Annotated in this window: 17 protein-coding genes and 3 tRNA genes; 13 read left to right on the forward strand and 7 right to left on the reverse strand. The window is 44.0% G+C overall.

All coding sequences use genetic code 11. The features are described from left to right. Positions 1–675 precede the first annotated feature (675 nt). Positions 676–3,498: a S8 family serine peptidase gene (locus EL341_RS01545; protein WP_074825022.1), complete on the forward strand. Its 2,823-nt coding sequence runs from the start codon at positions 676–678 to the stop codon at positions 3,496–3,498. A gap of 79 nt (positions 3,499–3,577) precedes the next feature. Here the strand turns inward: EL341_RS01545 and frdD are convergent, their stop codons facing one another. Genes frdD through frdA form a run of 4 tightly spaced genes read right to left on the reverse strand, consistent with a single transcriptional unit; the run spans position 3,578 to position 6,893 of the window. Then, positions 3,578–3,934, reverse strand: coding sequence for a fumarate reductase subunit FrdD (gene frdD / locus EL341_RS01550; RefSeq protein ID WP_047779748.1), 357 nt, complete (start codon positions 3,932–3,934; stop codon positions 3,578–3,580). Between the two features lie 16 nt (positions 3,935–3,950). Next, positions 3,951–4,340: a fumarate reductase subunit FrdC gene (gene frdC, locus EL341_RS01555; RefSeq protein WP_126466839.1), complete on the reverse strand. Its 390-nt coding sequence runs from the start codon at positions 4,338–4,340 to the stop codon at positions 3,951–3,953. Between the two features lie 17 nt (positions 4,341–4,357). Continuing rightward, the gene (locus tag EL341_RS01560; protein ID WP_047779750.1) at positions 4,358–5,092 is read right to left on the reverse strand and encodes a succinate dehydrogenase/fumarate reductase iron-sulfur subunit; all 735 of its coding nucleotides are present in this window, start codon (positions 5,090–5,092) and stop codon (positions 4,358–4,360) included. Then, complete coding sequence (frdA, locus tag EL341_RS01565; RefSeq protein WP_047779751.1) at positions 5,085–6,893, reverse strand: fumarate reductase (quinol) flavoprotein subunit; 1,809 nt, start codon at positions 6,891–6,893, stop codon at positions 5,085–5,087. The genes EL341_RS01560 and frdA overlap by 8 nt, the downstream gene beginning before the upstream one ends. 395 nt (positions 6,894–7,288) lie before the next feature. Here frdA and epmA point away from each other — a divergent pair, with 395 nt between their 5' ends. Next, the gene (gene epmA, locus EL341_RS01570; RefSeq protein WP_074820571.1) at positions 7,289–8,266 is read left to right on the forward strand and encodes an elongation factor P--(R)-beta-lysine ligase; all 978 of its coding nucleotides are present in this window, start codon (positions 7,289–7,291) and stop codon (positions 8,264–8,266) included. Between the two features lie 64 nt (positions 8,267–8,330). On the opposite strand, the gene mscM is transcribed toward epmA, so the two are convergent. From mscM to rsgA, 3 genes are all read right to left on the reverse strand, one after another. Then, on the reverse strand, positions 8,331–11,648 hold the full coding sequence (gene mscM / locus EL341_RS01575; RefSeq protein WP_074820567.1) for a miniconductance mechanosensitive channel MscM: 3,318 nt from the start codon (positions 11,646–11,648) through the stop codon (positions 8,331–8,333). A gap of 36 nt (positions 11,649–11,684) precedes the next feature. Further along, a complete protein-coding gene (gene asd / locus EL341_RS01580; protein ID WP_074820647.1) occupies positions 11,685–12,545 on the reverse strand; it encodes an archaetidylserine decarboxylase in 861 nt (286 codons plus the stop codon). A 176-nt stretch (positions 12,546–12,721) separates the two neighbouring features. Further along, positions 12,722–13,765: a small ribosomal subunit biogenesis GTPase RsgA gene (gene rsgA, locus EL341_RS01585; RefSeq protein WP_074820565.1), complete on the reverse strand. Its 1,044-nt coding sequence runs from the start codon at positions 13,763–13,765 to the stop codon at positions 12,722–12,724. 90 nt (positions 13,766–13,855) lie between these two features. Here rsgA and orn point away from each other — a divergent pair, with 90 nt between their 5' ends. From orn to EL341_RS01640, 11 genes are all read left to right on the forward strand, one after another. Further along, positions 13,856–14,401 carry an oligoribonuclease gene (orn, locus tag EL341_RS01590; protein WP_047779756.1) on the forward strand — a complete coding sequence of 182 codons (546 nt, stop codon included), beginning with the start codon at positions 13,856–13,858 and terminating at the stop codon, positions 14,399–14,401. A 178-nt stretch (positions 14,402–14,579) separates the two neighbouring features. Next, positions 14,580–14,655: transfer RNA gene (locus tag EL341_RS01595), tRNA-Gly, on the forward strand. 48 nt (positions 14,656–14,703) lie between these two features. Further along, positions 14,704–14,779: transfer RNA gene (locus EL341_RS01600), tRNA-Gly, on the forward strand. Between the two features lie 49 nt (positions 14,780–14,828). Then, a tRNA-Gly gene (locus tag EL341_RS01605) sits at positions 14,829–14,904 on the forward strand. A gap of 708 nt (positions 14,905–15,612) precedes the next feature. Next, positions 15,613–16,761 (forward strand): pyridoxal-phosphate-dependent aminotransferase family protein, encoded by a 1,149-nt coding sequence (locus tag EL341_RS01610; RefSeq protein ID WP_074820564.1) that lies wholly within the window; start codon positions 15,613–15,615, stop codon positions 16,759–16,761. A gap of 20 nt (positions 16,762–16,781) precedes the next feature. Continuing rightward, entirely contained in the window at positions 16,782–17,675 is an 894-nt protein-coding gene (gene dapA, locus EL341_RS01615; protein WP_074820563.1) for a 4-hydroxy-tetrahydrodipicolinate synthase, read from the forward strand. 5 nt (positions 17,676–17,680) lie between these two features. Next, a complete protein-coding gene (locus tag EL341_RS01620; RefSeq protein ID WP_164720425.1) occupies positions 17,681–18,058 on the forward strand; it encodes a cupin domain-containing protein in 378 nt (125 codons plus the stop codon). Between the two features lie 59 nt (positions 18,059–18,117). Then, on the forward strand, positions 18,118–19,293 hold the full coding sequence (locus tag EL341_RS01625; protein WP_126466840.1) for a hypothetical protein: 1,176 nt from the start codon (positions 18,118–18,120) through the stop codon (positions 19,291–19,293). Further along, positions 19,280–19,738 (forward strand): VOC family protein, encoded by a 459-nt coding sequence (locus EL341_RS01630; protein ID WP_074820558.1) that lies wholly within the window; start codon positions 19,280–19,282, stop codon positions 19,736–19,738. Before EL341_RS01625 ends, EL341_RS01630 begins: the two co-directional genes overlap by 14 nt. A gap of 1 nt (position 19,739) precedes the next feature. After that, positions 19,740–20,309, forward strand: a complete 570-nt coding sequence (locus EL341_RS01635; RefSeq protein ID WP_074820556.1) for a thioredoxin family protein — start codon at positions 19,740–19,742, stop codon at positions 20,307–20,309. Between the two features lie 19 nt (positions 20,310–20,328). After that, the gene (locus EL341_RS01640; protein WP_074820554.1) at positions 20,329–21,489 is read left to right on the forward strand and encodes a hypothetical protein; all 1,161 of its coding nucleotides are present in this window, start codon (positions 20,329–20,331) and stop codon (positions 21,487–21,489) included. Position 21,490: the final 1 nt, after the last annotated feature.

Below are 21,490 nucleotides of genomic sequence, written 5' to 3' on the forward strand. Positions count from 1 at the left end.
CGATTATTTTTTATATGAAATTATGAGTGTATTCTTTAGGCAAAGATTCAATTTTATTGCTCTGCTGAATCTTTAATTCTAATAATGTTTTCATAATATGAATTTGTTGTACTGCCTAATAGTACAGTTTTGGTTAATTCATCTTAAACAATGATTATTTAATATTTATGTTATTGATAAACTAATGAAAAAAGATATTTCAGTTATTTGAAATGAATATTTCATTACTCTTTTAAAATATAAGCCCTTTTTATTTTAGGGCTTATCAAAAGGCCATGTTGGATATAAATGGATTGTAATCTGCTGTTTTTATTAATTTTTAAAGCTATTTATTTTGACTGAAGAGCATCGAAAAATAATTATCGTATTGATTCAAAAAGAAAATATTATTGTTAATGTAATGTAAAAAACCGACCTAGTTATTTGACGGTTTAAAAAACCAAGTCTAGCATTAAGCGTAGAATAACCAATCAAAATGTCGTTGCCATCTTATTTGATAGGGTTAGTCAATAAGCAACTTAACATCGTTATTCATAAGTTTTATCTCCGAAGCCTTTGGGAAAGCTTGCAGGGGGAGGGATGACTTATATCTGAAATCCGAAATGATATTTGCGGAATTCAAGGAGTGTTTAACTTGCTTATAAAATGGGCTATTAAAAGCCTGAGGAACTCTCTATGTCCTCTAAAAATAAAGTGGTACAAAAATCTTTATATCTAACTGGGAATACACTTTTTGCAATGATGGTTGCCGCTTGTGGCGGCGGCGGTGGTGGCGGTGGCGGAAGTAGCAATACCGGCAGCAGTGAAACGAGTGTACCTCCAACTGGAAATAACCTATCTATAATTTCTCCGACTGCACCAATTTCACGTAACATTTATAACCAAAGTTTGTTTATGACGAATACCGCTGCGGCCCGTGAGTCTGGATTTACCGGTGCCGGTATTATTATCGGGTTGGTTGATAGCGGGGTTCTGACTTCTAATTTGAATCTGCAGGGCGCAATTGTTCAATCTTTGAGTTATGTGGATCCCAGGACGAATAACACCAATGTCGGTGATGTGCGGGGACACGGGACGATGGTGGCTCAGGTTATTGCCGGGCGTAGGATTGGGCCTTTCTCTGGCGGTGTTGCACCAGAAGCCTCTATTGTTAGTGCACGGATTATTTCCGATACGCCAACGTCAGCAGGAACTCAAGGTTATTCACTGTCCAGGGTTAACTATGATCTCGCTAATGCCGGCGCTAAAATTATTAATAACTCATGGAGTTTGCCTGATTGGGATTTGTCTGACACCAAAACGACCAATAACTATGTGAATGCCTATCAGTATTTTATTGCCTCTCGTGGTGGCTTAGTGGTGTTCGCGAGCGGTAATGATTCTAATGCTAATCCAGATAAAATCGCCGCTTTACCAACAATTGCCGGTTCTCAAGCATTGGAGAAAGGCTGGTTAGTGGTGAGTGCCGTCGATATTAATAATCCAAATAAATTGGCCTCTTATGCTAATGCCTGCGGCAATAGCATGAATTATTGTCTGGTTGCTCCGGGCACCACCGGCGTACTTAATCAGGATTCAAAAACCGGCGAGTTAAACAATAGTTTGGTGTCTGGAACTTCATTTGCCGCACCTCAGGTATCCGGTGCTGCTGCATTGGTCTGGCAAGCATTCCCTTACTTTACTAATGATTTGGTGCGCCAAACCTTATTAGGTACCGCGACAGATCTTGGAGCTCCGGGTATTGATGCGGTATTTGGTCACGGTATGTTAAATACCGCTGCTGCGGTACGTGGACCCGCTAAATTTGACTGGGGTGATGTCAGTGTTTCGTTTAGCGGTTATACCTCAACCTGGAGTAACTCCATCAGCGGTGCGGGTGGGTTAATCAAAAATGGTACCGGCACATTGGTGCTGACTGAAAATGCCAGCTATACCGGAACCACCAATATTTTAGGCGGTACGCTGGCATCAGAAAAAGGCATTATGTCTGATGTGAGCATCGGTAACGCTGGCACACTCAATGTGCGTCGTGTTGGCGGCAATGTGAATAATCAGGGCCGCGTTATGCTACAGAACGGCCAGACTAATTTTGCCCATAACTATACTCAAACAGCTAATGGTCAGTTAGCGTTGGTATTAGGATCGACGCTCAATGTCGCCGGGTCAGCATCAGTTGCTGGCGATCTTCATGTCTTGGCGGTACCCCAGGGTTATGTGACATCAACACAGCGTCAGAACGTTCTAACGGCACAACAAGGCTTGAATGGTAAATTTAGTACTTTTACTAAAGAAGCTGGGGTGTTTCTGGATGCAAACGTCAATTATGATGCCAAGAATGCTTGGTTAGATATTCAGCGTGTGCAGGCAACGAACGTGCAAGGAGTTCAGTACAATGCTGCCGCAACAGCAGGGGCTATTCGTTTGGAACAGGCATTTACCCAGTTAGATCAGCAACAGGCGAATTCCCCGGTTCCAGCTGACTATAAACAATCTGAGTTTTTAGCCGGAGCAGCGAATGTGCAACAGGCTCCGAATGCTCAGGCGGCACAGGCTTCTTTGGAAAGTCTTTCTGGTCAGCTTCCAGCCGCCAGTACGGCGATGACCATGCAGGCGATTAACGTTAATAACCGTCAGATATCCAACCATATCGCTCAATTGGTGGACTTACCAAGAAGCAATGGCTGGACAAGTAATATCAACTATCAGAGTAGTTTAAACAGCGGTGGTTTTTCCGGTGTAAATTACAATATGAATGGTTGGGCAATGGGGCAGGATGTCTTTCTGGATAAAAATACCTTTATTGGTAGCTCTCTGACTCGTAGTGACACCAGCGGTAGCTTGAAACGTGGCTCAGAGAGTAGTACAGGTACTGTAGGAGAAGCTTCTTTATACGGCGGTAAGATTTTTGATTCTTACTATGTCTCAGGTCGTATCGCTTCAGGCTACTATGATGGTCAGCAAAAACGAACCTTGTGGCTGGGGAATCAGTCAGCCAATGTTCAAAGCGATCAGAGCGGCAGTTACTTCAATGTGGGTAGCGAAATGGGTTATCGCATGAAGAAAGATGGTTGGCAGTTCACCCCTTATGTAGATACCCAATATATCAGCCTGAAACAGGATGCGTTTAAAGAAGAGGGCGCGTCAGGTTTTGGACTACAGGCTAACGCTCAAACGACTACCCGTTGGCAGGCTGGCGTTGGTACTCGTGCCGGTTACGGCTGGGATATGGGTAATAAGGGTAAAATCAATCTAACGGCTCAAACCCATTATCAACGTGCAATAGCGCAGGATAACGGTAGCTATAACGCCAGTTTCACCGGACTAAACCAATATATGCCGCTGGATGGCGTATCGTTATCCCGTGATGTAGTGATGGTGGGTAGTGGATTGGAGTGGTTATTTACCGATGATATGGCGCTGTATATGAACTATGAGCAGTATTTTAGCGACAATCAGCAGTCAAATATGGTGAATATGAATGTATCCGTTCGCTTTTGATGAGTAGTTGGATTGAATGGAATAAAAACGCCCTCAATGGAGGGCGTTTATCATCAGGTCTATCAGCTTTAATCAGCCCTTACAGCATAAACACGCCGATAACGCCAATCACGCTCAGAACCGAGGCCAGTCCGTAGAACACCAGTTTACTGGCCGGAATATGCCACTTCAGGTCGTGGGTCATATGGTGCATACGGTGCAGACCACACCATAACGGCAGGATAATCATCAGCAGCAGGAACACCCGGCCAACAAAGCCCTGACAGAAGGCCAGAATACGCGGATAGCTTAACGCCTCCGGTGCCCAGCCTAACGGCAGAATAATCGCCACCAGCAGGATAATTGCCGGTGCCACCACTGCACCCCACATACCGCCTGCACCAAACAGGCCCCAGAATACCGGTTCATCAGAACGCTTCGGGTTTTGTTCAATCATTTTAGTTCGCCTCCGCTTAAATCAGTGCCACAGCCAGAATAATCAGGCTCACCACAATGGTCAGGACCCACAGGCCGGTCACCAGGGGTTTAGGCCCCATCTTCACGCCGTTAGCCACAATATTGGCGGCCTTCGGTGCCAGGTCAAACCAGGTCTTGGTGTGCACTATCGCCATAATCAGGGTAATGATGTTAATCACCATCACCAGCGGATTTTGCAGAAAGGCCACAAAACCGTCCCAGCTTTCCGGATTGCGCAGGGCAAACACCCCGATAATCATCACAATACTGAACCACACGGCCGGAATAGCGGTGCTTTCACGGAACATATAGAACTTATAAAACCCGAGGTTCTTCCACCAGTTGGCTTTCATCTCGCGGACATAGGGTTTACGTTTGGTCATCATAATACTTTCCCTCTCCCTTATTGCGGTTTCAGCATGGCAATCATAAAGTCTTTCGAACTTTCTACCTTGCCTTGCTGAACAGCAGAGGCCGGGTCGACGTGTTTCGGACAGACTTCAGAACAGTAACCGACGAAGGTACAGCTCCACACCCCGTTTTTGCCGTTCAGCTGAGGCATACGAGCGGCCTTGCCTTTATCACGGGTATCGAGGTTGTAGCGGTGACCTAAGGTAATCGCTGCCGGGCCGATAAACTCAGGATTGAGGCCAAACTGCGGACAGGCCGCGTAGCACAGGCCACAGTTGATACAGCCGGAGAACTGATGGTATTTCTCCATCTGCGCCGGGGTTTGGGTGGTTGGGCCATTTTCCGGTTTCAGGCTGTCGTTGATGATGTAAGGCTTAATGGATTCCAGACTCTCAATAAAGTGAGTCATGTCCACCACCAGGTCGCGCTCAATCGGGAAGTTACCGAGGGCTTCCACTTTCAGACCGTCGGTGTATTCACGCAGGAAGGTCTTACAGGCCAGTTTCGGCACCTTGTTGACCATCATGCCGCAGGAGCCACAAATGGCCATCCGACAAGACCAGCGGTAAGACAGGTCCGGCGCCAGATTGTCCTTGATATAGCCTAATGCATCCAACAAAGAGGTGGACGCATCGTAAGGCACGTCATAGGCCTCGAAGTGAGGAGCGGTGTCATGCTCAGGGTTATAACGCATGACTTCAACTTTGAGGGTTTTCATCTCAGACATTCGCCTGCTCCTTCTTTAATGCCTCTTCTTTTGCCTGGGCTTCCGCCTCGGCACCGTATACACGTTTGGCCGGGGCAAGGGTGGTAATTTTCACATCACCGTACTCAATGCGCGGGGTGCTGCTGTCCGGGCTGTAGAAGGCCAGTGAGTGCTTGAGGAAGTTCACGTCATCACGCTCGGTACAGCCGTCATCCAGACGCTGGTGAGCCCCGCGGGATTCACGACGCAGCAGCGCGGAGTGCGCCATACAGTCAGCGACATCCAGACCGTGACCCAGTTCGATGGTGTACAGCAGGTCGGTGTTGAACACGCTGGACTGGTCAGCAATGCTGACGCGCTTGTAGCGGTCTTTCAGTTCAGCAATCTTGTCGACGGTCTTCTGCATCAGCTCTTCGGTCCGGTAGATACCGCAACCTTCTTCCATGCTCATGCCCATCTCGTCGCGAATTTTCGACCAGCTTTCGGTGCCTTGCTGCTTGAGCAATGTATGCAGACGGCCTTCGATATCGGCCACTTGCGCATCCAGAGCGCTGCTGTTGGCCGGTGCCGCATGCTTCGCACGCTCAATGGCGTGTTCACCGGCTACGCGGCCAAACACCACCAGCTCAGCCAGGGAGTTAGAGCCCAGACGGTTGGCACCGTGCATCCCGACGGAAGAACATTCACCGACGGCAAATAGTCCGGTCAGACGGGTTTCACACTGCTGGTTGGTTTCGATACCGCCCATGGTGTAGTGCGCCGTTGGACGGACTGGGATGGGCTCTTTCACCGGGTCAACGCCGACGTAGGCTTTAGACAGTTCACAGATAAATGGTAAACGTTCCAGCAGTTTCTTCTCGCCGAGGTGACGCAGGTCAAGGTAGACCACATCGCCGCGCGGGCTTGGGATGGTGCGACCAGCGCGCCATTCGTGCCAGAAGGCCTGGGAGACTTTGTCACGCGGACCGAGTTCCATGTATTTGTTTTCAGGATGGCCGAGTGGGGTTTCTGGTCCCATGCCGTAATCTTGCAGATAACGGTAGCCGTCTTTATTCACCAGAATGCCACCTTCACCACGGCAACCTTCGGTCATCAGAATACCGGAGCCCGGTAAACCGGTTGGGTGATACTGGACGAACTCCATATCCCGCAGTGGCACACCGTGACGGAAGGCCATGCCCATGCCGTCACCGGTGACAATACCGCCATTGGTGTTGTAGCGATAGACACGACCGGCGCCGCCGGTAGCCATCACTACCGCATTGGCGCGGATTTGAATCAGGGTGCCTTCCATCATGTTCATGGCCACCAGACCACGGGCATGACCTTCATCGGAGAGCAGGTCGAGAACGAAGTGTTCATCGAAGCGCTTGATGTTCGGGTACTTGAGGGAAGTTTGGAACAGGGTGTGGAGCATATGGAAGCCGGTTTTATCGGCGGCAAACCAGGTACGTTCGATTTTCATGCCGCCGAAACGACGGACATCGATGGAGCCATCGTCTTTACGGCTCCATGGGCAGCCCCACTGCTCCATTTGTATCATTTCGCGAGGGCTGTTCTCGACGAAGAATTGCACGACGTCCTGTTCACAAAGCCAGTCCCCACCGGCGACGGTGTCGTGGAAGTGGGACTCGAAGCTGTCTTCAGGCTTGAGGACGGCGGCGGAGCCCCCTTCGGCGGCCACGGTGTGGCTGCGCATGGGGTAGACTTTAGAAATGAGGGCGATGGTACTGTCAGGATGAGCTTCGGCAGCGGCAATGGCTGCACGAAGACCGCCGCCACCTGCCCCGATGATAGCAATATCTGCGTTAAAGGTTTGCACTGCACTCCTCCAAATGTTCCAGTTTAATTATCAAAAATAGTCTCATACCAGTTGGTTTGATCCATAACGTTAGGAAAATCTGATGTTCTTATTCAGCACCATCGAAAATGTTGATGATGCTGGTGTTGGACGCTTATTCTACCTATTACTATGTAGGCGAATATTGATGTGGTCGATTTTTTTAGTATCTAACAAGCATAAACAATTACTTTTTTTTGAACATGATCATATTAATAAAGTGTGATCAATATATTAAATAAATGTATTTTTATGTAATTGATTAGATTTTAAGCTGACTTTTGGTAAGGCTAAAAAGCAACAAAGCGTTGTTGAAGTTTGTTTGTGTGATCATATACAGGTAGACTGCCGGACAAATTGAAATTTGGAGTGGAAAAATGAGCGACGTGGCCAGTTGGCAGCCTAGCGCTTCTATTGCGAACTTATTAAAACGTGCAAAGATTGTTGGTGAAATCAGGCGTTTTTTCGCTGAACGTGGTGTATTAGAAGTGGATACACCAGCGATGAGTCAGGCAACGGGAACGGATATCAATTTATTTCCTTTCCAGACAAGATTTGTCGGACCTGGAGCCGCGGACGGTATTCCTTTATTTTTGATGACCAGCCCTGAGTTTCATATGAAGCGCCTGCTGGTTGCCGGTAGCGGGCCGATTTATCAAATGGGCAAGAGCTTCCGCAATGAGGAAGCCGGTCGTTACCATAATCCCGAATTCACGATGCTGGAATGGTATCGCCCTCATTTTGATATGTACCGCTTGATGAATGAGGTCGATGACCTGCTACAACAAGTGCTCGACTGCGAAGCCAGCGAAGTCGTTTCATATCAGCAGATTTTCATTCGTCATCTGGATATCGATCCGCTATCTGCGGATAAACCTCAGTTGCGGGCGGCGGCAGCCAAACTGGAAATGGAAGATTTGGCCAACCGTGAAGAAGACCGGGATACACTGCTACAAATGCTGTTTGCTTTTGGCGTAGAACCGCATATTGGTCAGGAAAAGCCGACCTTTGTCTATCATTTTCCAGCATCGCAAGCGTCATTGGCAGAAATCAGTTCAGAGGACCATCGGGTTGCTGAGCGATTTGAGGTTTATTATAAAGGTATTGAACTGGCCAACGGTTTTCGTGAGTTGACCGATGCCGGTGAACAGCGCCAGCGTTTTGAGCAGGAAAATCGTAAACGCGAAGCACGTGGTCTGCCGGTTCATCCAATCGATGAGAATTTCCTGACCGCTTTGGAGCACGGATTACCTGAATGTGCCGGTGTCGCGCTGGGGATTGATCGCTTGATTATGATTGCGCTTGGGGTGAAGTCGATTGGTGAGGTGATGGCGTTTACGGTTGATAGGGCGTAATTGATATTTTTTAAGTATAAAGGCGCCGATTTGGCGCCTTTATCATTTATATCATTTATCGAGATTAAATTTCCCCGGTTTTAAACGGTGGTCTGACCCCACTACGCGACATGGCATCAGCGCGCATTTGGAATGGCGGGAATGGCAGTGTCAGGTTATGTTCAGCATAGGCTTGTAGGATCAGACTATGCATCTCGTGGCGCAGCGGCATACGCGAACTCATATCGGCAGCAAATACCCGCAGTTCAAAAATCTGGATGCCCTGTTGAATATCAACTAAGAAGGCATCGGGTTGAGGGGTATCCAACACGTACTGGCACCGATGGGCTGCGGATTCCAGCAGTTGTTTTATCAGGTTCGGATCGGTATCGGCGGTTGCAGGTACGGTGAGGACAATCCGCGTAATGGCATCGGACAGTGACCAGTTAACAAACTGTTCGGTGATAAAGGCCTTATTAGGCACGATTATTTCTTTGCGATCCCAGTCAACGATGGTGGTGGCGCGGGTATTGATTTTGGTAATCGAACCGGTTAAATCGCGAATGGTTACCGTATCGCCGATACGAATCGGTTTTTCAAACAGAATAATCAGGCCGGAGACAAAGTTGGCGAAAATCTCCTGCAAACCAAATCCCAAACCCACACCAAGAGCGGCGACGAGCCACTGGAGTTTAGACCAGTCCACACCAATCATCGAGAAAGCGACCATGCCACCGATAAGCATCAGGATATACTTAGTGATGGTGGTAATGGCATAGCCGGTACCCGGCGTCAGATCCAAGTGTTGAAGTAGAGCCAATTCTAGCAAAGCAGGTAGGTTACGTACCAGTTGGGTGGTAACAATAAATACCAACGCTGAAATCAGCACCGAGCCTAAGGTTATAGCCTGAATACTTTCGGCACCCTGCGCAGAAGAGGTTACATCCCACAGGCGAATATTTTCCAGGAAGGCGAAGGCCGAGTGAATTTCAGACCAGAGAATAATCAGGGAGACTAAGGCAATCATGGTCAAAATCGAACGCACTAGCTGTAGCGATTGGGCACTGATGGCATCCAGATCGACCACCACCGAATCATCCGAGTCAGACAGGTTATCCGAGTTGGAGGGGGTATTGTCTTCCTCTCCTTTGGCCCGTTGTGCTAAGCGTTCTGCCCGGCGCTGCTTGGCCCGGTCAAATTCGATTCTTCGCCGCTGAATTAACATCCAACGGCGGATAATATGATAAATCACCAGCAGGCCAAACCATATTGCTACCGAGGCTTCAAGCCTTAACAGCAGCGCCTGTGCTGTAGCGAGATAACCAAAACAGGCAGCCAGTGCGGCGGCAATGGGCGCACAGATCAGGAAGGTCCAGAGCGCCTGATTCACCATATTCTCGCCTGAGCCTTTACGATCAAGGTAGAGCGGAATACCCGCCCGCCTCAGATTAGTGGTCATCATGATCAGCGCACCACACAGCAGAATAAAGCACAGGCGGCCGAGAGTACCGGAGAATTCTCGATCGTTAAAGTTATCGAAGCTGATAGAGGCAATAATCAGAGGAATAACGATCCAGAGTGACAGACCATAATAACGCATCGCTCTGGCAACTCTGGATTGAGACCAGCGGAAATGTGCAATAAACAACCCTTGTGGATGAGCAAAGCTGGCGCTGATCATAAATACCCACATCAGTGGAACGGTGGCATTGACGCCTTCACCGATAGCCACTGCGATGGGGTATTGCCAGGCATGTTGCAGCCCATAGGCTAATGCCCACCACAGTACCGGTAGCGGGACAGCCACAATAATTGACCAGAAAACGGTACGGATAGTGGCGTAGAACTGGTCCTGCGTCACTTTACCGATACGAGACGCGACCCGTTCTAAAAACGCCTGATAATGACGCCGGGAGCTGATATTGAAGCCGACCAGCACTATCGCTGCGATAATTAAACCCACCGATTCTTTGGTGGTTAACATCATACTAAATGCACTACTGAGTTCCGAAAGGGTATCCAGCGACAGCAGTTGATTTAGATCCTGTACTACTTGAATGGGGTAACTGAAAGTGAGTGGGTTTACGTCAGCCACCCAAAATAGATAACGGTGGGAGGCATCTTTAATTTCTGCCAACGCATCAATTAATTGGTTATTAGAGACTTTAAGTTTGGTTAATTCCAAAATTAGGGTGTCGTACCCGGACAGCAATGATGACAGCAAATCTTGCTGCATTTTGATCTGTTGTTTGACTAGTTCTTGCTGTTGAGTCGTCAGCGGCTGACCGTCATCCTGGGTTAACGGTTTCATCTGTGACAGCTTATCTCTCTGCTCATCAAGGCTTAGGCGCTGTACGCGCATTTCCGCCATTTCACTGTCCAGCGGCTGAGGTTTTGGCACTTCCGGCAGGCGCGATACTTGCATTCTGAGGGTTTCCCCCAGAGCAGTAGACATACCTAACCACTGTGCTTGCTCCGTCAGGGAGGTCATGGCCTGATGAACCTGCAAAATCTTTGTGATGGCGGCGCGCTGCTCGGTAGAAATCTCATCCATGCGCACTGCTTGTTGGCTGAGTTGTTCCGACAGTTCCTGATTTTCCTGCAACAGCTTACGGATTGACGTCGGAAGATCGCCATTTTGTTCAGCCAGTTGAGTGGTGTGTTCCAGGGTTTGTTTCGTTTCGGCCTGACGTTTGAAATTTAACTGGCTGTTGGTGACTTGAAGCAGGTTATCGGTTTTAGCCTGCTTATTTTTCAAGATCTCTATCTGTAAGCGCGAAATTTCTTGCCGATTACTGGCTGAAAGCTGTTCTAGCTCAAGCTCATCAACTTTGGCCTTATAGAAAGCCAGTTCAGCCTGTAATTGAATGTTTTTAGCTTGGTTAAGCGAGGAAGTTTGAGTCCCTGTTGCGGATTGGCGAAGTTCCAGTTCATTGAGCGCTTTGCGGGTTGAAGCTAACTGGAGCGGAAGTTGCGTCAGTGAATTACTGATTTCTCTGGCTCGATCCTGTTCCTGCTGTAGTTGACGACTTAACTCCAGCAGTTGGCTATTGATTTGAATAGATAGTTGTTCAAGTTCCGCAATGGCGAGGGTGTCGGAGGGAGCCGGTAGTTCATTGCTGCTTGATTCCAACTGGGTACGCAGCATTTTGGTTAATTTAGGAAACTCATCAATCGCTTTGCGATATTGCTGACTGCGAGAAAGAGACTCAGTGCGATCCTCTAACCAGCTCAGCGCACTTTGATAAATTTCAATAATCTCTTTCTGGCTGGGTACGTCCTTATTGGCTTCGGCCAGCTTAATTTCCTGCTTAATTTGTCCAGTATTAGGCAGGATTGCTGCCTGTAACGGGATAATAAACAGCAGGCTGAGTAATGCCAATAATAAACGTGTCCGCTTCATCCTTTATTAACCCGCTCTTTTATCAATTAAATTTATTTAGCGTATCTCGGCAAATAGTTCACCCATTCGGGTTGGCGTTTTACATTGTAAGGCCGGTGAGAAAGTGATGCTGTTTTCCGGAAACAGGTTGATCACGGTGGAGCCTAGCTTGAAGCGTCCCATTTCTTCACCTTTTTTCAGATGAACGGCACCTTCACCTTCAGTTGGGTAGGTCCAACGCTGGAGTACGCCACTGCGCGGTGGGGTAATGGTGCCAGCCCAAACGGTTTCAATACTGCCAACGATGGTTGCGCCCACCAGAATTTGCACCATCGGACCAAATGCGCTGTCAAACAGGCAAATGACTCGCTCATTGCGGGCGAACAGGTTAGGAACGTTTTCCGCAGTTAATGGATTAACTGAAAACAGATCGCCAGGCACATACAGCATTTCACGTAATACGCCATCACAAGGCATATGAACGCGATGGTAGTCGCGTGGTGAAAGATAGGTGGTAGCAAAGAGTCCATTACGGAATTTTTCAACCATCGGCATATTACAGGCCAATAAGGCTTCCAGAGTAAAGTCATGGCCTTTGGCCTGAAGTAGCTTACCTTCGGTGATTTGACCCAGTTGACTGATAGCGCCGTCAGCCGGTAATGCGATTTGATGTTCACCGTCGACTACCGGGCGAGCACCTTCACGTAATGGACGAACAAAGAAATCGTTAAAGGTCGCGTAGGTTTCAAGGTTAGGCTGTTCGGCTTCCTGCATATTGACACGATAATATTTGGCAAACCCTTTCACCACCAGATGGGTAAACCATCCAGCCTGTTTACTGGCGGCCCAGCCGGCCAGTTGGGTCAGTCCCTGTTTAGGGAGTAAATATTGTAATTGTACTTTTATGCGATCCAGCACGGGTAACCTCTTAACGTTGTTCTGTTCGACTTGTAAACGAAAGTCGCGCATTGTAGCGGGGCTGAAATGCAAAGTCATTCAACCTTGAGTAAATCATATTAATTCTTATTCAGCCTATTATGACCACAATGCGCGGGCAATGTTGCATTGTGGTTGGATTATAGACCGAAAGCTGATTAGTTCTTGGCCTCGATAGTATTTTTACGTACTTTGACGTCAGCCATACTATCAAGAATTCTCAAATAGTTATCATAACGTTCTTCTGTAATCTTATCTTGCTCTACCGCTTCACGGATGGCACAGCCGGGATCGTCAATATGTTTGCAGTCGCGGAATTTACAGTGGCCAAGATAATCACGAAATTCGATATAGCCTTGGGTCACTTGCTCTGGCTCTAAATGCCATAAACCAAATTCACGTACGCCGGGAGAATCGATAATATCGCCGCCGTCCGGCAGATGATATAAACGGGACGCGGTGGTGGTATGTTGGCCGAGTCCCGAATTGTCAGAGACTTCACCTACGTTAATTTTAGCTTCACTTTCAGGTAATAGCGCATTCAGTAAACTGGATTTACCCACCCCTGACTGGCCGGCAAAAATACTAATGTGATCGTCCAGCATGGCTTTTAATTCAACCATGCCTTCTCCGCTGTAGCTGGAAACCTGAAGCACGGTATAGCCGATACGCTGGTAAATTTGCATGGTTTGATCGATAAAGTCGCGTCCTTCTTCATCCAGTAAATCAACTTTATTGAGAACGATGATCGGAGCAATCGACAGCGTTTCACAGGCGACCAGATAGCGGTCGATAATATTCAATGAAAGTTCTGGCAGAATGGCAGAGACGATAATGATTTGGTTAATATTGGCGGCAATGGGTTTGATACCGTCATAAAAATCTGGACGAGTGAGCACGGATTCCCGTTCATGTACGGCTTCAATAATGCCTTTAGTATGGGCATTAACTGGCGCGCGCCATACCACACGGTCACCCGTAACCAGTGAAGCAACCGTGCGGCGAATATTACAGCGATGTTGGCTACCGTCAGCGGCCTCTACATCGGCATGTTTGCCGAAGCGGCTGATTACTATCCCTTCCTGAGGTTCGCCAAATAGAGAGTCGTCTGGCTCAGGTTTTTGGTTTGTTGTTTGTAAACGCCGCTGATGATTAGCTGCAACGCGCCGTTGTTGGCCTTTGGACAGTTTATTTTTACTCACAAAAACACCTTTCAGGTACAGCGACAGTCGCCGGATACATATCAAGCGACTATGATACACTGATGTATAGTTAATCACGCAGGAAACATCATGTCTGAGAATGAGAATAACCTGATTTGGATCGATCTGGAAATGACAGGTTTAGATCCACAGAGTAATCGCATCATCGAAATTGCCACTATCGTTACCGATGCCAACTTGAATATTCTGGCGGAAGGACCGGTTTTTGCCATTCATCAAACCGATGAGCATATGGCGATCATGGATGAGTGGAATACTACCACGCATACCGCCAGTGGTCTGGTGAAGCGAGTAAAAGAGAGTACGCTGGACGAGCAGGCGGCGGAGCTAAAGACCATTGAGTTTTTACGTCAGTGGGTTCCTGAAGGCTGTTCACCTATCTGTGGCAACAGTATTGGTCAGGATCGTCGCTTTCTGTATCGCTATATGCCGGAACTAGAGCGTTACTTCCACTATCGTTATCTGGATGTTAGTACCTTGAAAGAGCTGGCTCGTCGTTGGAAGCCGGAAATTTTGGACGGCATCAAAAAGCAGAGCACGCATCAGGCGTTGGACGATATTCGGGATTCTATTGCCGAGTTGGCCTATTACCGTGAGAATTTTATTAAGCTGTAATCACGGAGAGTGCTGTAGCAACAAGCGTTTTAAAACTGTTGTTTATTGAATCATAATGCTGTTTTAATAGACAAGCGGTACGAAATTACGTTTTTTTTCGGTTGAGGGGCTTGCGGCTTAAGTTAATTTTCGTATAATGCGCTCCCCGTAACGTAATAAAACGTTCGGCATTTGGAATGCGGGAATAGCTCAGTTGGTAGAGCACGACCTTGCCAAGGTCGGGGTCGCGAGTTCGAGTCTCGTTTCCCGCTCCAAAATTTAGATAGTTGTTAGCAGTATCAGAAAGTTAGGCTTCGCTTAATGCGGGAATAGCTCAGTTGGTAGAGCACGACCTTGCCAAGGTCGGGGTCGCGAGTTCGAGTCTCGTTTCCCGCTCCAAACTTTCAGATAGTGGTTAGCGGTATCAGAAAGATAGTCCTCTCTTAATGCGGGAATAGCTCAGTTGGTAGAGCACGACCTTGCCAAGGTCGGGGTCGCGAGTTCGAGTCTCGTTTCCCGCTCCAAGTTTTCTTCTTAGGGTTCTAATAAACTCAATTTTTGTATCTTTAGCGTTTTCGACTTCTTAATCTTGAGAATCCAACTTTATTGATTCTAATCTCAGGGGGCCGCCTACTGATGCAATCAATAGTTCGTAATGGAAAACCAAGAAAAAATAATCAACTCTATGATATTCTAAGTTTGTTTCTCAAATGATTCACTGTTCCTACTGTAGGGAAGTGGACACCATCAATAGGCTTTAACGCTGTCTTATCTGTGCCGTAAAGTTAGTAAGCAATTATTAAAGGATTATTATCCTAAACTCATTTTATAGTGGTTGAACTATTAATGATTTTTCTTTGATTTTAAATCTGATATCAAAATTCCTATTGAGTTGTTGGCTAACAATGCTCGTTTTGTTTTAAAAAACATATGTAAAAAATCTTAATTCAATTTATTAGTCATAAACTTGATGTACAACGCCCACAACTTGTCCAACTGTTATATAAAGTAATTTTATTTATAAACTGTTCATTTTATAGGTGATTAAAATTTTTTATAAACCTAATAGTTCCCATTAAACGTGTTGCAATTTCATAACTAAATGATTTAGATCAGGAAATTTTGGTTTTATTTGAAAGTATGTGATGTTTGTCACAGTAAGGTCATACTCTTTTGTGCAATTAATAAGCAAATAAACAAGTAAGATTAAATTAATTGGACAGGGAGATATAATGGCTCATTTTAATGAACTAAAAATACATACCCCAGGACCGGGAAATATCCCATTACCAGTAAGGTTGGCTTCAATATCTGATATCTTGCATCATAGAGATGAGCGTTTTAAAAATATATATTCTGAATTACAAAGTAATCTCCAATATATTTTTCAAACCCAAGACCCCATTTTATTAATGCCAAGTTCTGGGACCGGAATGATGGAGTCGGTTGTCGCAAATCTAGTATCACAAAATGATACGGCTCTTATCATTGATTCAGGTAAATATAGTCACCGCTGGATCGATATTTTAAAAAAGCATAACGTTAAAAATATTTCTATCTTGACTTGTCCCTCAGGGGAATCAATTCCGTTGATAAATATTGAAACTGCAATGAGGAATGTATGTCCTGATTTCGTTTTTGTCAGCCATTGTGAGACGTCAACGGGATTGGTTGTTGATGTTAAGCAACTAAGTGAAAAATGTAAGGAGGCTAAAGCTAAGCTTGTTGTTGATGCTATGGCAACGATTGGTGTGCAGCCATTACTAAAAGATGAATGGAAAATTGATGTTGTCATTAGTGCTTCTCATAAAGGTTTTATGAACCCGCCGGGGTTGGCTTTTATTTGTGCAAGCCGCGAGTTAATTGAAAAATCAACCGAAATAAGTCAAACAGTCTATTTTGATTACTACTCTCATTTAATCAATGGTGATAACCAGACGACGCCTAACTCAACAGCTACAAGTTTAATTCTTGGTGTTCATGCAGCTACGAACGCTATGGTTGCAGAAGGCATTGAGCCAATATGGGAGCGGCATAAATTTTGTGCCAATCTGTGTCGTAAAGGCATACAAGCAATGGGGCTTGAGCTTTATTGTCGTGAGGACGAAATGGGTAATGCTGTTACGGTTGCCAAGCTGCCTGATTCACTTTGTGCTCAAGATATTATCAACAATTTGAAAGAACGATTTCATATCATGATTGCCAATGGTCAAGATCATCTGAAAGGCAAAGTTATCAGAATTGGTCATATTGGTGCTGTTACGCCTGAAGATATTCTTCATTTGCTCACAGCTCTTGAAATAACGCTTTGCCTGCTTCAGTCACGGAAATATGAAGCCATTGGTTTAATTGCGGCATGGAATGAATATATAAAAAATTAAGTTATTAAAAAGGATTTAATATGAATAAGAAAATGCTATCGGGAATATTTACCACACTCATAACTCCATTTAATGCAAAAGGAGATATATGTGAAAAGACCCTAAAAAAATTAGTCGATTTTCAAATTAATCATGGTATTACTAAATTATGCCCAAATGGTGTTACTGGTGAAACAGCTGCGTTAACTGACGAAGAAAAAATTAAAATTGTCGATATTACACACAGGTATGCCGATGGTCGGGCTATGATTATACCTGATATGGGAACGGAATGTTTGGCTAGGACTAAATCACTGATTTCCGAGGCTGAAAAAATTGGTGTTTCAGCTGTACTTGCCTTTACACCTTATCTTGATCCACCAACTAAAGCTGGGATTGAGGCCTATTTTTTGAATATTGCAGAAGATTCTAACATTCCTCTTCTTATTCACAATTTACCAGACAGAACAACTGTAGATATATCTATTGACAGTATCAGTGTCTTAGCAAAACACCCACATATTGCAGGTATGAAGGAAGGTAATCAAAGTATTCGGAGATTTGGAGAGTTGTTAGAGGTAACTAAGAATCAGGATTTTGTTGTGCTATCTGGTAATGACTTCTCTGCTTTACCTGCGATGTTATTAGGTGCTCATGGACATATTTCTGTCGCGGCTAATATTATACCGAGAATAATGGCATCGATTGCCACTGCAGCCATCAATAATAATGATTTTGTCACAGCCAGAGAACTCTATAAAAAATACCACCCATTATTTAGGGCTATGTATTTATCGACTAATCCTATTGCGGTCAAAGAAATTTTTAAGCGTTGTCATTTTGACTGTGGTCCAACTCGGCTACCGTTGACAGCATTAGAAATAGATAAGTTTGAGACACTCAATATGCTCATTAAAAAAACGGAATTATGGTGATTTATATGAATGATTATTCAAGAAAACTGGATGTTAAATCTGTGTATGGTGGTGATGTTAGCCGTGCACTTATTTTTGCTTCAGAATATGAAGCTGGCTCACATATTATTCGTTCTGCATTAGCGAGTGCTGAACCAGGTAAAGGAGGTAAAGAACATTACCACCCTGACACCTCTGAAATCTATTTGCTGATAGATGGGCAAGCAGTGGTTGAGATCGATGGACATAGTATCGTGCTTAATCCTATGGGTTGTATTCAAATACCCAAAAATACCAAACATAGAATTCGTGCCGTTGGCGATAAGCCTATCAAATATCTGGCGCTTCACGTTGCAGAATTAACCTTTAATGGTGCAGTTGTGCATCGCGAGGTTAAAGAATGAGGATAATTCTGCTCGGGGCGGGTAAAGCGGGCTACTTACATCTCAATTCGTACTTGAAGATGATAGACAGTCAAACGTTGCCAGATGTAGAATTTCTTTTTGTTGATCCTGGAATGACTCCTGGTAAAGATTTATTAAAGTTATGTGAGGAAAAAAAACAACGATTGAAAATATGGCCAACCTTAGAGGCCTTAATCCATGATAATCACATTTACGACAGAGAAAATGACATTATTGATCTGTGCTTACCATCAGCAATTTTATTTGATGAGTTCTGCCATGCTTTAAAATTAGGATTTAAGAAAATAATTATTGAAAAACCGATTCTTATTCGGGAGGGAATAAATAGTGAAATAGTTTCACTTATTAAAAATGCTGATGTTTTTATGGTGAGGAATTATTTATATTCATTTGTACAATATAAGATTAAAGAGCTGCTCCAAGAGTTTGAGATTTTACCTGAAATGTTGTTAACAAATTTTTCTAAGAATAGAGTACAGGAATCTTTTTCAGGCAGGGCGTTTACAAGAGAGCATGCCCCAACAGCTTTTGAAATTGAGATCCCTCATCAATTATATATTGCTGATGATATTTTTGGTCAAAGTGGTAGGACTATTTACTCTATGGCTGAAGATATGGTTAAAAATGATGAGTGTATTAATTCTCACGGACTTGGTGTTGTTATTGATTATTTTGGTAAAAATAAAGTGGCAATTCATTATTCTAATTTGCAACATTCTGAGATAACAAGAACACTTGATATATTTTGTAGTAATGATTACACCATTCATTCGATTTACTCACCAATTTGTGAGGAGTTAAATGATATTAAAGCTAGCGTTGTATTATTAAGGGGTAACAGAATTGTTAAAAAGTATTTATGCATAGAGCGAGATGATAATATGTATAATATGTTTTCTTTCGCTATTGATGCTTTAATTAATCATCGTAAAGACCGTCTTTCTACGATTAATGATTTGATCTACACTAGTGAGCGCTTATTAAATATCATTGATAAGTCAAGAAAACAGGAGGATAGACTTCAGGAAGAAATACATAATATTGATCTAAATTTGGTTTATAAACTAATGATTAATAATTATGTGTTAAATGGAGATGCGAAAAACGCCATGAATAATTTCATAGAACAAGTCAATATTAATAAGTTCAATGAAATATTACCGTCAATGTTTGCTAAATCAAATAGTGAGAGTACCAATAATGGGGTTGCTTAAACGTCATTTACATACGGCTATTATTACTAAGGATATTGACTATCTTAGTTTGTTTTATCAGATATTACTGAATGCAGATGTGATCAAAGATATTACTCTAGATAGTTATGAGTTTCAAACCGGTATTGGTTTGCCCGGAATGACAGCTCGGACTATTCATTTATATAGTTCATCATTAGCGTTCACTTTAGAGTTAACCCAGTTTGATGATCATCATGATACTGTTGACGAAAAACGGGTAAATACTAGTGGAATTCGTCATCTTGCTTTTGAAGTTGATGATATTAATTCTGTTATTGAGGCTCTTGAACAGCAAAAGCTAAAATTCACTTTAGTCACGAAATTCCCAGTAAGAATTAAAACTGTACATAACATTATCGAGTTTATTTATATGCGCGATCTGGAAAATAACATTATTGAATTAATCAGTTATAAGGAGTTATAACATGGGATTTACACTGGACATTGGACAACAAGCCCCTAACTTTACGCTTGCAGGCGCAAATGGAATTGTTTATTCATTACGAGATTTTACTGCGCCAAATATTGTAATTGCATTTATTTGTAATCATTGTCCGATGGTTAAAGGAACAATGACGCGTATAGTAAAACTAGCCAATAAATATGAGCAGATTTCATTTGTTGCTATTAACTCAAATGATGATAGTCATTATAGCAGTGATGCTTTTCACTATATGTCTAGTTTTGCAGATGCTTGGGGTATGAAATTTCCTTATCTTTACGATAAAAAGCAAGAAGTTGTACAAGCTTATGGAGCGATAAGAACTCCACATTTTTTTGTTTTTAATGAGAGTCGACAACTAGTTTATCGAGGTCGGTTAGATGATTTCCCTCGTGATGAATCACTGGCTACAACTCATGAATTAGAGGATGCACTGAATTCATTAACTTTGGGTGAAGTTATATCAGCCCCTATAACTGAACCTAAAGGCTGTACTGTTAAATGGGCAGGTAAAGATGAGCATTGGTTACCTGAAGAATATTGCGACTTATAATTATTAATTGGAGTCAAGCATGAAGAATTTAATCATCAACAATTTCGGTACTTCGATAACGGATAATAATATTACCGTTGGTGCAGATATTATTAATCCGGACGATTCAATTGATCGATTATATTTTACGACAAATATAAAATATAAAAATGAAATCAGCGAACGTGCTGACACGTTTCTTATTGCCACATTATTTTATGCAATGCGTGAAGGGTTGGATATTTATATCGATGGAACGATAAGTGATACGTTAATACGAAATATCGAACGTTTTCAAGCAGCTTGGCTTTGCTGGCGACCTGATCGTTATCGTAAAGTAAGCATTAGTGCAAAAAAAATTGAGGAAGGTGTTTTTAATGTAAAAGGCGACGCCATACAAACCTTTTCTGGGGGATTGGATAGTACTTTTACAACATTTCAACACATGGGCGGTAAATCTCAACAAACCCTTACTAGCGCTGTTATGGTGCATGGTTTTGATATTCCTTTAGATAGTGGCGATGTTTATGATGCGATCTTTCGACGCAGTATTCCTATTTTGGCCGAAGTTCATGTCACGCTTTTTCCTTTGAAAACCAATTTTAGAGAGTTATGGCATAAGGATCTTAAACATTGGGAAGATGCATTTGCTACTGGTATGGTGGCCAGTATGATGTTTTTTTCTAAAAATCACAGTTATGGTTTAATCGCTAGTTCGGAGCCTTATAACAGTTTATTGCTGCCTTGGGGATCAAATCCTATTACCGATCCCTTATTATCGTCCGATTTATTTCATGTTGAGCACGATGCGGCTGAGTACACTAGGGGGGAAAAAGTAGCAATGGTTAAAGACTGGCAAAATGGTATTGATAATTTACGCGTTTGCTGGCAGGGAAATGATATACGGCATAATTGCTGTCGGTGTGAAAAATGTATTCGTACTATCTTAAACTTTAAATCCATCGGGGCTGGCGTTCCCAAGTCGTTTCCATTAGATATCACGTACAACCATATTCTGGCCTTACGTGGCTTATCCGAAGCTCATTTAAATCCGATGAGACAAATCGTGAATGAAGCTAAAAAGCATCATATTACAGATGATTGGCTGTCGGCCGTTGAGGAAATGATTCAGATAAATGAAAAAGATATTCAGTCAGGTAAGGTAAAATCGGGACAATTACCACAAGTTTTGGATTCTTGAT

Source organism: Pragia fontium (genome assembly GCF_900638655.1).
GTDB lineage: Bacteria > Pseudomonadota > Gammaproteobacteria > Enterobacterales > Enterobacteriaceae > Pragia > Pragia fontium.

What these genes read in the sequence shown, in the direction of transcription:
- EL341_RS01640 (WP_074820554.1), top strand. Translation starts at nt 20,329, where the DNA reads ATGAAGAATTTAATCATCAACAATTTCGGTACTTCGATAACGGATAAT.
- EL341_RS01610 (WP_074820564.1), top strand. Translation starts at nt 15,613, where the DNA reads ATGGCTCATTTTAATGAACTAAAAATACATACCCCAGGACCGGGAAAT.
- EL341_RS01635 (WP_074820556.1), top strand. Translation starts at nt 19,740, where the DNA reads ATGGGATTTACACTGGACATTGGACAACAAGCCCCTAACTTTACGCTT.
- frdD (WP_047779748.1), bottom strand. Translation starts at nt 3,934, where the DNA reads ATGATTGAACAAAACCCGAAGCGTTCTGATGAACCGGTATTCTGGGGC.
- EL341_RS01560 (WP_047779750.1), bottom strand. Translation starts at nt 5,092, where the DNA reads ATGTCTGAGATGAAAACCCTCAAAGTTGAAGTCATGCGTTATAACCCT.
- EL341_RS01625 (WP_126466840.1), top strand. Translation starts at nt 18,118, where the DNA reads ATGATAGACAGTCAAACGTTGCCAGATGTAGAATTTCTTTTTGTTGAT.
- EL341_RS01620 (WP_164720425.1), top strand. Translation starts at nt 17,681, where the DNA reads ATGAATGATTATTCAAGAAAACTGGATGTTAAATCTGTGTATGGTGGT.
- frdC (WP_126466839.1), bottom strand. Translation starts at nt 4,340, where the DNA reads ATGATGACCAAACGTAAACCCTATGTCCGCGAGATGAAAGCCAACTGG.
- epmA (WP_074820571.1), top strand. Translation starts at nt 7,289, where the DNA reads ATGAGCGACGTGGCCAGTTGGCAGCCTAGCGCTTCTATTGCGAACTTA.
- EL341_RS01630 (WP_074820558.1), top strand. Translation starts at nt 19,280, where the DNA reads ATGGGGTTGCTTAAACGTCATTTACATACGGCTATTATTACTAAGGAT.
- EL341_RS01545 (WP_074825022.1), top strand. Translation starts at nt 676, where the DNA reads ATGTCCTCTAAAAATAAAGTGGTACAAAAATCTTTATATCTAACTGGG.
- mscM (WP_074820567.1), bottom strand. Translation starts at nt 11,648, where the DNA reads ATGAAGCGGACACGTTTATTATTGGCATTACTCAGCCTGCTGTTTATT.
- orn (WP_047779756.1), top strand. Translation starts at nt 13,856, where the DNA reads ATGTCTGAGAATGAGAATAACCTGATTTGGATCGATCTGGAAATGACA.
- dapA (WP_074820563.1), top strand. Translation starts at nt 16,782, where the DNA reads ATGAATAAGAAAATGCTATCGGGAATATTTACCACACTCATAACTCCA.